At 52.8% G+C, this 10,354-nt stretch carries 11 protein-coding genes; 3 read left to right on the top strand and 8 right to left on the bottom strand.

Features of this window, described 5'->3' with window-relative positions:
- Nucleotides 1–52 precede the first annotated feature (52 nt).
- Nucleotides 53–430 carry a hypothetical protein gene (locus VFG09_06055; GenBank protein HET6514707.1) on the bottom strand — a complete coding sequence of 126 codons (378 nt, stop codon included), beginning with the start codon at nt 428–430 and terminating at the stop codon, nt 53–55.
- Between the two features lie 58 nt (nt 431–488).
- Between VFG09_06055 and VFG09_06050 the strand changes: the two genes are divergently transcribed.
- Entirely contained in the window at nt 489–1,235 is a 747-nt protein-coding gene (locus VFG09_06050; protein HET6514706.1) for a radical SAM protein, read from the top strand.
- 9 nt (nt 1,236–1,244) lie between these two features.
- Here the strand turns inward: VFG09_06050 and VFG09_06045 are convergent, their stop codons facing one another.
- Nucleotides 1,245–1,694 (bottom strand): hypothetical protein, encoded by a 450-nt coding sequence (locus VFG09_06045; GenBank protein ID HET6514705.1) that lies wholly within the window; start codon nt 1,692–1,694, stop codon nt 1,245–1,247.
- A gap of 89 nt (nt 1,695–1,783) precedes the next feature.
- Nucleotides 1,784–3,250, bottom strand: a complete 1,467-nt coding sequence (locus VFG09_06040) for a DegQ family serine endoprotease (GenBank protein ID HET6514704.1) — start codon at nt 3,248–3,250, stop codon at nt 1,784–1,786.
- A gap of 258 nt (nt 3,251–3,508) precedes the next feature.
- On the opposite strand from VFG09_06040, the gene VFG09_06035 reads away from it, so the two are divergent.
- Entirely contained in the window at nt 3,509–4,459 is a 951-nt protein-coding gene (locus VFG09_06035) for an aldo/keto reductase (GenBank protein HET6514703.1), read from the top strand.
- A 42-nt stretch (nt 4,460–4,501) separates the two neighbouring features.
- Nucleotides 4,502–4,846: a YajD family HNH nuclease gene (locus tag VFG09_06030; protein ID HET6514702.1), complete on the top strand. Its 345-nt coding sequence runs from the start codon at nt 4,502–4,504 to the stop codon at nt 4,844–4,846.
- A gap of 340 nt (nt 4,847–5,186) precedes the next feature.
- Here VFG09_06030 and ftsZ read toward each other — a convergent pair whose 3' ends face one another.
- Genes ftsZ through murB form a run of 5 tightly spaced genes read right to left on the bottom strand, consistent with a single transcriptional unit; the run spans nt 5,187 to nt 10,316 of the window.
- Nucleotides 5,187–6,353, bottom strand: a complete 1,167-nt coding sequence (gene ftsZ, locus VFG09_06025) for a cell division protein FtsZ (protein ID HET6514701.1) — start codon at nt 6,351–6,353, stop codon at nt 5,187–5,189.
- Nucleotides 6,354–6,373: 20 nt separating this feature from the next.
- Nucleotides 6,374–7,600, bottom strand: a complete 1,227-nt coding sequence (gene ftsA, locus VFG09_06020) for a cell division protein FtsA (GenBank protein HET6514700.1) — start codon at nt 7,598–7,600, stop codon at nt 6,374–6,376.
- Complete coding sequence (locus VFG09_06015) at nt 7,600–8,373, bottom strand: FtsQ-type POTRA domain-containing protein (protein ID HET6514699.1); 774 nt, start codon at nt 8,371–8,373, stop codon at nt 7,600–7,602. The genes ftsA and VFG09_06015 overlap by 1 nt, the downstream gene beginning before the upstream one ends.
- Nucleotides 8,370–9,326, bottom strand: coding sequence for a D-alanine--D-alanine ligase (locus VFG09_06010; protein ID HET6514698.1), 957 nt, complete (start codon nt 9,324–9,326; stop codon nt 8,370–8,372). The genes VFG09_06015 and VFG09_06010 overlap by 4 nt, the downstream gene beginning before the upstream one ends.
- A 45-nt stretch (nt 9,327–9,371) precedes the next feature.
- The gene (gene murB / locus VFG09_06005; protein HET6514697.1) at nt 9,372–10,316 is read right to left on the bottom strand and encodes a UDP-N-acetylmuramate dehydrogenase; all 945 of its coding nucleotides are present in this window, start codon (nt 10,314–10,316) and stop codon (nt 9,372–9,374) included.
- Nucleotides 10,317–10,354: the final 38 nt, after the last annotated feature.

Genomic DNA, 10,354 nt, shown 5'->3' with positions numbered 1-10,354 from the left:
AGGTATCATCGCTTTCAGTAAATCCAATAGAGAAGAAACCCGTCTTCCATTTCTATCCGGGATCGAGATGGCTCTCTCTCGGTAGTCTGGGGTGCAACTTCAGATGCCCCGGCTGCCAGAACTGGGAAATAGCCCACTGGAAAGAAGGGTCCATGTATTCAGAATATCTTCTTCCAGATGAATCAGTAGAGCGGGCTATGGCTTCAAAATGCATCGGCATCTCATGGACATTCAATGAACCCACCCTCTGGTTTGAATACACGCTTGACTCCCTATCCCCCGCCTCGAAAAGGCGTGGATGATCGGAAAAGGAGAAGGGCTCTGGTATGTCTATATCGGAAACGTTCCTGGTCACAAGAGTGAAAATACCTATTGTCATACGTGTGGAGAACTCCTCATTGAAAGACATGTTTTCGACGTTGTCGCTCATAAGATCAAAGGCGGCAAATGTCCCGGATGTGACTCCGTGATACCTGGAAGATTTCCCGATGTTTGATCCGGTCAAACTTGCAGAATTGACCAGGAAAGAAGTCTGCAAGGATGGTCTAAGAAAATACTACCGTTTCAGACCTTCGCGCTTCTACGGCGGAATATCCACCGCGGATTGCGTGGGTTGCTGCCTGCGATGCGTATTTTGCTGGGCCTGGAAGGTGGTGTCGCACCCCTTCGATCACGGAGAGTTTTACCGTCCGGAAGATGTTGCAAAAAGACTGATGGGGATTGCAGAGAAGAAGCGTCTCAGTCATTTGCGTATCGGCGGGAATGAGCCGACTATCGGCTGGGAGCATCTTGTAAACGTCCTCGCTCTCATTGATAATAGGTTTCTCTTTATTCTTGAAACAAACGGCGTTCTCATAGGTGAAAACGAGGACCGCGCGAGGGATCTTTCGAAATACCGGAATCTCCATGTTCGCGTGAGCCTGAAGGGGACATGCAGGGAAGAGTTCTCTCGACTCACCGGCTCTCTGCCCGAAGGATTCGATCTGCAGATAAATGCCCTCGAAAATCTCATCCGGCATGGAGTGAACTGCCATCCCGCATGTATGGTAAGTTTCAGTCCTCCTGAGAACATTAAGGCATTGAGACGAAAGCTTAAGAATATTCACACCGGCTTTGAGGACTTTGAGGTGGAGGAAATTATCCTCTATCCCCACGTCGAGGAAAGGCTCAGGAAATTGAATATCACATATTTTGTCGCCCATAGACCGGATAACATTCCGCCGGAGCAGATATAGACATGTACGTCATTCTTTTATTCCTTTGCATTCACATTTCATCGGGCATCTGCCGCAAAGACTCTTTCTGCAGTAATCCTTGCCGAGCCTAACAAGGGCCGCCTCGAAATCCGGAAAAACCTTTATCGTCCTTCCTTCGTCAGTCCATGCCTTCTTCAAAGATGTCAGGATTTTCCCTCTGTCCTTGCCATGCGAAGCAAGAATACCCATACATCTTGCCGCCGTGACCACAAGTTCAGAGGGAAAGGGTTCGGCCTTCTCCCATATGCTTCTCATCTCTCTCAGGAATATGTTGACCGTTACGTCTCCGATGCCCTTTGCGAGGGCCTTGAGTCTCTCCTCAAGGTCTCTGGAGTCTGATGCAGCCGAATGCACGACGTTCAGATCCCCGTCATAGTCGTCTAGGAGTGCAGCGCTCAGATCGAGGAACTTTGTGGCTGTTTTAAAGTCATATCTCACATAGCCGCCTCTATCGAGAATCTCTACGAGACCGTCCCAGCCGGTATTGAGGATGTCTTCCCGCCCCGATACTTTATAGGTCTCTTCCGCTACTGCGCCGAGAGAGGTATATAGGTTGTCGATCCGTTTCTGAAGACAAGGAGCAGGATATCATGGCCAGATGGAATCTTTGACACAACAGACTCGTATTCCTTTGTACTCGCTGTCTTCTTCCTGTTGACCTCCATGATAACATCCTTCGGCATCAGAAAGCCCGTGGCACGGCTGCCCTCTTCAATGTCGGTTACGACAACGCCGTTTATTCTCTTGGGAACATTAAGGCTCTTTCTCAACTCAGGAGTGAGTCCTTGGACGGTGACTCCCTTGAGAAGGTTCTCGACCTCCCCCTGAAGTTGCTGCATTTCAGCGGGAAGTTCCGTAATCGTGACGTTGACCTTCTGCATCTTCCCTTCTCGGATGATCTTCATTGCGATCTGTTTGCCCGGAGGTGTTCCTGCCACACTATTTCTCAAGCCTGAAGGATCGCTGACATCCTTCCCCTCATACTCTATGATGACATCCCCCCTCTTGATACCTGCCTTTTCAGCCGGGCTATTTTCAACAACGTCTCCCACGAGGACGCCCTTGTCGTCTTTGATCCCAAACTGCTTCGCAAGGTCCGGAGTGACAGGTTGTATCGAAACTCCAAGCCAGCCCCTCACAACCTTTCCTTTCTTAATGAGGTTGTCCATGACAACCTTCGCCATGCTGCTCGGGACCGCAAACCCGATTCCCTGATATCCTCCGGACATGCTGAAGATGGCGGTGTTGATCCCCACGAGTTCGCCTTTCACATTCACCAACGCCCCACCCGAGTTGCCGGGGTTGATCGCCGCGTCGGTCTGAATAAAATCTTCATAGTCTGCAATGCCGACATTCGCCCTGCCCGTTGCGCTCACGATACCGGATGTGACAGTCTGGTTCAACCCAAAGGGGTTCCCGATCGCGATGACCGTTTCGCCGACCTTCAATTTTTCTGAGTCACCCAGTTTGATCACCGGAAGATGGTTCGAATCTATCTTGATCACGGCGAGGTCTGTTTTCGGGTCAGTGCCAATCACCTTTCCCTTGAACTCTCTCTTGTCCGATAATTTCACCTTGATCTCATCGGCGTCCTTAATCACATGATTATTGGTAAGGATATAGCCGTCTTTATCCACGATGACCCCTGATCCGATACCGGACTGTTTATAATCCCTCGGCCTCCCGAAGTGGCCGAATTCATCGCCGAAGAATCTCCTGAAGAAAGGATCATCAAAGAAAGGAGACTGAGACCCCGGCACTCGCACGGTTTTTGTGGACGAGATATTGACGACCGCCGGTTTCACTGCTGCGGCGACTTCTGCCATTGCCTGTCCCGTCTTTGAAAGGATATCAACGGCCTCCTTTGATATCGTCGGTTCCTCGGTGAAGGCCACCGAGTGCACCTTGAGGGTTGAAGATATCCCGAGTCCTATGATCAGCCCGATCAGTACCAGTGTGGCTCCATAAACGAATGTGCGTTTCTTCTCCATCATCTCTCTCCTCCTTTATTTTCGACAGCCTCAAGATTTCCGTATCTATTTTCTAAAAGATTATTGTGAAGGGATTATGAAGAAAGAGCCAGTCCGTAAACCTCATTGGAATCTCATCGCATGTACAGGGCTCCCATCCATGCCTGCCTGACTGTTCTTTGTAACCATTAAGGTTAAGAATTTGTGGGCCACATTTCTTTGACTTGCCCGGGTTTTTCGGGAGTGATACAATGGAGACAAAAGGGTGCGGGGAAGGACACGATGAAGAAGCGGAAGCTTGGAAATTCGGGATTGGAGGTGTCTCCGCTCTTTTTTGGGGGCAACGTCTTTGGATGGACTGTTGATGAGCCGTCGTCATTCACGTTGCTCGATGCCTTTGTGGAGTCAGGGTTCAATGCTATCGATACCGCAGATACTTACTCCAGGTGGGTTCCGGGCAACAAGGGAGGGGAATCGGAGACCATAATCGGGAAATGGCTGAAGCGAAGGGGGAACCGGAAGAAGGTCGTCATCGCCACGAAGGTCGGCATGGAAATGGGGCCGAAGAAGAGGGGACTCTCAAAGTCCTACATTCTCCGTGCAGCAGAGGATTCGCTGCGACGCCTCCAGACAGACTATATTGATCTCTATCAGTCACATACCGATGATCCGGAAACGCCCTTGGAAGAGACCCTCGAGGCATATGCTCGATTGACCAAGGAGGGGAAAGTGAGGGCGATCGGCGCCTCGAACTACAGCGCAGAGCGGCTCTCTCAGGCTTTGCAGGTGAGCGAAAGACTGGGGTATCCGAGCTACCAAAGTCTCCAGCCCCTCTATAATCTCTATGACCGTGCCGACTATGAGACGAAGCTTGAGCCCTTCTGCCGTGAAAAGGGATTGGGCGTGATCACCTACTTCTCGCTGGCCAGCGGGTTTCTGTCAGCCAAGTATCGATCAGAAGATGATCTATCAAAGAGCGTCCGAAGCGAATTCGTCAGAAGATATCTGAACGATAGGGGATTCCGGATCCTCCAGGCCCTGGAGTTTGTGGCAAAGAGCCGTAATGCAACTCCGGCACGTGTCGCTCTTGCCTGGCTCATTGCACGTCCGGGCATTACCGCCGCCATTGCAAGTGCCACAAGCCTCGAACAACTAAAGGATATCACCGGGGCTCCTGAACTTGCATTGGACCGCTCTTCGATAGAACTCCTGGACAAAGAGAGCGCCTATTGATCAGCCGAACCGAGAGGATGCTGCACTTAAGGAACAGATACCATGGTCAGAAGAAGAATACCATTCAGAAGACCCCGGTCGCAAAAACCCGCAGGAGATAAGACGGCTGCCGAAATCGTCAGGGAATTGAAGGAGAGCACCCTTACTCCCACCGATTACCGGGAGCGCTCACTGAAGGTCCACGGCCTGATCTGCGCAAAATGCGGAAGAGAGTTCTACCACAAGGACCGTCATCTCTTGACCGTCCACCATAAAGATGGAAACCCCAGGAATAATCCCCCCGACGGTTCGAACTGGGAGAACCTTTGCATCTACTGCCACGACGACGAGCACAGCAGGGGATTGCTTGGAGATTATCTGAAAGGGAAAGGCAGGGGACAGACATAGCCTCAACGGATCTCTGGACACGTTAAACATAACCCTACCATTGCAAACGGTGGTAAGGCAGGCATGTATCGAAGCCCTGTACCCGCGATGAGATTTCCGCAACGAGGTACTCCAAGAAGGACTTTACCGAAAGTGACTTCCCCCATCTTGCACACGGCCGCGGTCGACGTCCGATTCGAAGGCAAGATTCGGGGTTATTGGCTGGTCAGCTTATGCGGACCGTAAGCGCCTCTCCAGGACAGACCGTTCTTAGGATTATGTGGTCGGGATAATCACAGAGGAGGGAGGGGCCTCCGGGGGGATGGAGGCCCCATGTGATGGGGGAAAGGAAAGGGAAAAGCTACATCGTCCTTTGAGGTGCGTTCCTCAGGAAGGTGGGGACATCGAGGGGATCTTCATAAGGAATGAGGTGAGAGCCCTCACCCAGACTGTCAAAACTGATGTTCTTCGGAACAAGGTTCTTGGCGAGGACCCTTTCAGAACCCCGGTAAGATAATGGTTCCCTTACCGGAGCCCACTTCTTGACCTGTGGAAGTTCGACCTTCTCCTTTTTCTCGTCAAAACCCGTTGCTATGACCGTAATCTTTACTTCATCTTCGGCGTCGGGGTTTACGACAGTACCGAAGGTTATCTTTGCCCCTTCATGGGCCATATCGTTAATGATCGAGGCTGCCTCCATGACATCACCTATGGAGAGTTCAGGGCCTCCGGTAATATTGATGAGAATTCCCCTCGCCCCTTCTATGGAGGAATCCTCAAGCAACGGATTTGTAATCGCCTTTTTTGCAGCCTCCACTGCAGCGCCTTCACCCTTTCCGGTGCCGACGCCCATAACAGCCCTGCCTGCCCCCTCCATCGTTGCCCGCACGTCGGCAAAATCGACGTTGATCAATCCCGGCGTGAGGATGATATCGGATATGCCCTGAATAGCCTGTTTAAGGACCTCATCGGTTGCGGCGAATCCTTTGTGGAAAGAGACCTTCTTCTCGACAACAAGGGCTATCCTGTCATTAGGAATCACGATGAGGGTGTCGACATGAGCCTTGAGTTCCTTTATCCCCTCTTCTGCCTTCGCAGCCCTCGGTTTACCTTCAAAGAAGAACGGCTTTGTCACGATCGCCACGGTCAGCGCGCCCAATTCCTTTGCGATGCCCGCAATGATGGGCGAAGCGCCGGTGCCGGTGCCCCCGCCCATACCTGCCGTTATAAAGACAAGATCGGAGCCTCCGAGCACTTCGGCGAGGGCATTCCTGTCCTCAAGGGCCGACTGCCTCCCTATCTGCGGGTCCGCACCGGCGCCGAGCCCCCTTGTTATGGATGCCCCGATCTGAACCTTTATCGGCGCCAGGGACGACTCGAGGACCTGGGTGTCTGTGTTTACGGCGACAAAGTCTACCCCCTGAAGATTTGAGGAGATCATGTTGTTGATAGCATTGCCTCCTGCCCCGCCCACTCCTACGACCTTGATCCTTGCTGTCTGCCCTTTTACATCATCGATTTCGAACATGCATACCTCCTCTTCCTCTCTTATTTATTCAAAAAACCGCTGACCCACTTTTTCATTCGCTCCATGATCGCCGAAGATTCGAGCGCAGGCTGAGCATAATTGGCGAGGCCATACCTGACTAAGCCGACCCCTGTTGCATAGATGGGGCTGTGAACGAGGCCTCTGTCCATAACACCTTCCGGCATGCCGATCTTTACGGGAAGACCGAATATCTCCTCTGTCAGGTCTTTGATCCCTCTCAGGAGAGATGTGCCGCCGGTCAGGACAATTGTCGATCTCTCAATACCGTACGAGACTTGCTCCATCTCCTTCTTGACCAGGCCGATAAATTCCTCGCATCGCGCCTGGATAATTCCGGCAAGATACTGCAATGGAACCTTCGTAGCTTTTCCGTCGCCATCGCTGATTTCGATCGTCTCGGGCAGGTCTTCCATCCTGTCAGTTATGCCGACCGTGGCATATCCGTAAGCCTTCTTGATCTTCTCGGCCTCCTCAACAGGGACGTTGAGGCCGACGGCGATATCATTTGTGAGATGGTTTCCACCGATTGAGAGGACTGCCGTGTGGCGCAACACTCCGTCCCGATAAAAGGCGACGTCCGTTGTGCCGCCCCCGATGTCTACGAGCACAACTCCTCTTTTCTTCTCTGTTTTGCTGAGCACGGCCTCTGCCGATGCCAGGGGTTCAAGGACGATATCCAGGATACTGACGCCTGCCTTCGTGCAGCAGGTGACGAGGTTCTGGACTGATGTCACCGATCCGGTAACGATATGGACATTTGCCTCGAGCCTCGTTCCGGCCAGGCCGACAGGATCTATGATCCCGTTGCGGCCATCGAGCCGGTAACCGGCCGAGATCACGTGGAGTACGTCCCTTTCTACAGGAACATACACGGCGCCTGCAGAGTCCATGAGCCTTTCGACATCCTCTTCCTTCACGATCCCGTCCTTCAGTGCAATCGCCCCGCTCCCGGTGAATCCCTTGATGTGTCCCCCTGCTATTCCGACATAAACAGAACGGATGGGAAATCCCGCCTTGTCCGATGCATCCCTGATCGCCTTTACAATGGAACCGGTGGTGAGATCCATATCAACGACAACACCCTTTCTCAACCCTGCTGAAGGCGACAGTCCAACAGCCACGATCTCGACCTTACCCATCTCCTCTTTCCCGACAATGGCGCATATTTTTGTCGTGCCGACATCGAGGCCGACAACGGTCTTGCCCGTCCCTCCCCTTGCCGGCATCACCTGATCACCTCGTTCATCGGCTTCACGACGACCCTGTTTGCGAACCTGAGATCCACGTAATCAACAGAGACGGCGCGCTTCTTTATCTCACCATCGAGGGCGAAGAGTCTTTCGAGTTTCTGCTCATAGTCCCCGAACCCAATCTTGATGACCACGCTGTCCACGATGACTGCCAGATCCTCGGGGCCCTTCCCGTTCGCAACAATCTCGACGCGTCCGCGCTCTGTGGCAATCTTTTTATCCTTTATGACGCCTGCGAGCCTGATCGCCTCGACGAAGTTCTCGCGCATCTTTTCAGGATCGGCAGTGATGACCGGAAGGAAGGGGACAGGGTCTTCATTCATCTTCTCAAGGATACCGCCCTTTTCATCGATGAGGAAGGATTGTCCTTTCTTATCAAGGATCGCAAAGGGCGTCGCTTCATAAATCCTTATCATGAGTCTGTCGGGAAAATCCTTTCTCACACTTGCTGCCTTGACCCAGGGGGACCGGAGCATCCGTTCTGATACCTTCTTCTTCGAGACCGTCAGGAGACCGTCACCCATCTTCACACCGGCCATGGTTCTGATCTCTGAATCCGAAAGATGTCTGTTGCCGGTGACGAGGATCTCCTTCACCCGGAAGACCCGAGAGCTTGCCCTGGAGATCGCGATGCTCAGGACAATGCCTGCACACACGAGGAGGATGAGGACGCCCAGAACAAGATATCGTTCTTTAAGCCTGAGCTTACGGACGGGCTTCACCTGTTTCTTTCCCGAAATCCTTTTCATCTCCCACCCTTGCCCTCAATGATCGTCTCTCCGAGAATGGCTTCCATGAGCGCCGGGAAAGAGAGACCAGACTGCTGCGCAATCTTCGGCAGAAGGCTCGTCTCCGTCATGCCCGGGATAGTATTCACCTCAAGGACGTTGGGGTTGCCGGCTCCGTCAATGATCGTATCAACCCGTGTGACGCCTCTGCATCCCAATGCCAGATGCGCTGCGAGCGCGACCTCCTCGGTCCTCTTAAGGGTGTCTGCCGGTATATCGGACGGGAGGATATACTCGGTGAGACCGGCGGTATATTTCGCCTCGTAATTGTAAAACCCCGCCTTCGGTCTCACCTCTACCGCCCCAAGGACTCTCTCGCCGAGTATGCCTATCTGGACCTCTCTGCCTTCGACATATTTTTCGATGATCGCCCTGTGACCGAATACGAAGGCATTCTCTAGCGCCGAAGGAAATGCATCTTCATCCTTTATGATGCTTACGCCTATGCTCGAGCCCTCAGAAGCGGGCTTGACAACCCATGGCAATCCAAAGGCTAAAGCCGGGATTTTCTTCTCCTCCATATCAGATTTCCCCTTGACAAAAGCCCCCTTGCTCATCATTGTGAAGGGCGGCACAGGGATGCCGTGGTAAAGGAAGATCTTCTTTGCCGCCTCCTTGTCCATAGCGAGGGCAGAGGCAAGAACCCCTGAGCCGGTGTAAGGGATCCCCATAACCTCAAGGAGACCCTGTAGGTCTCCGTTCTCTCCGTGGCCGCCGTGAAGGACAAGAAAGGCAATCTCAATCCTCTCCCTCTTCAGGACCTCGCAGACGTCACGGCCGACATCGATCGGATGGACATCGTAGCCGAGGCCCTTCAATGCATTCAAGACAGCCGTTCCGCTCTTCAGCGAGACCTCCCTTTCGGTTGAGGTACCGCCCATCAATACACCGATCCGCTTGTCCGTCACCGCCATGATTCTTCCGTGACAGCTGATTTCAGACTCCCACTCTTGCACGTCTCAGTCTGCATGGTCTCTATCTCTCCCTACGATCTTGATCTCCCGCTCCAGCTCGATGCCAAAGGCCTTCATCACCCTCTCCCTGACCTCGTCCATAAGGGCAAGGAAATCCGAGGCCCTCCCCTCGCCCCTGTTGATGAAAAAGTTTGCGTGCAGACCGCTCACCTCTACGTCTCCCCGTCTCATCCCCTTGCATCCGGCTTCATCGATGAGCTTTCCTGCGTATGCCCCTTCGGGGTTCTTAAAGACGCAGCCCGCAGACCATGCCCCTATGGGCTGTTTCGTTCTCTTTTCGAGGAGGAAATCGTTAATACTCTTTGCCACACCATGAGCATCGCCCTTTTTCAGTCTCATGTTTACACTGAGGATCATGCATTCGTCAGGGATATCGATCGACCGGTATCTGAAAGTCAGATTCCGTGCATCGAGGAGCGACAGCTTGCCGTACTGGTTCATGACACTGACCGCATCGATAACGTTTCCGATCTCATATCCGAAGGAACCGCTGTTTCCCCTGACGGCACCTCCCACAGATCCGGGGATACCTGCAAGCCCTTCCAACCCTTCGTATCCTTTCTCCTTCGAAAGATTGACCATTTTCTGGAGCGGTGTACCTGACTCGACAAAGAGCCTCACCTCATCATCCTTCTCCTCAATGACAAGGATGCGGCAAAGAGATGCCGCCGAGACAACAATGCCTTCAATCCCTCCATCGGTTACGAGCAGGTTGCTGCAGCCTCCCACAACGACCACAGGGATATTCCGCTCTCTCCCCTCCATGAGCAGATTTCTGAGAGAGATAACATCCTGAGGTGTCACCATAGCCTGGGCATTACCACCTATCCTCAGGGTTGTGTGGTTCTTCATCGGTTCATCAAAGAGCACGTCCCCTCTGAACCTCTCCTGCCTCAGCATCTCTCTCAGACTGTTCCTCTCTTCCGTCATAATCATCTCGTTCAAATCACGAGGATGGTGCAAGACTC

The organism is Thermodesulfovibrionales bacterium (assembly GCA_035686305.1).
Classification (GTDB): domain Bacteria; phylum Nitrospirota; class Thermodesulfovibrionia; order Thermodesulfovibrionales; family UBA9159; genus DASRZP01.
This window is presented reverse-complemented; position numbering and strand designations above follow the sequence as displayed.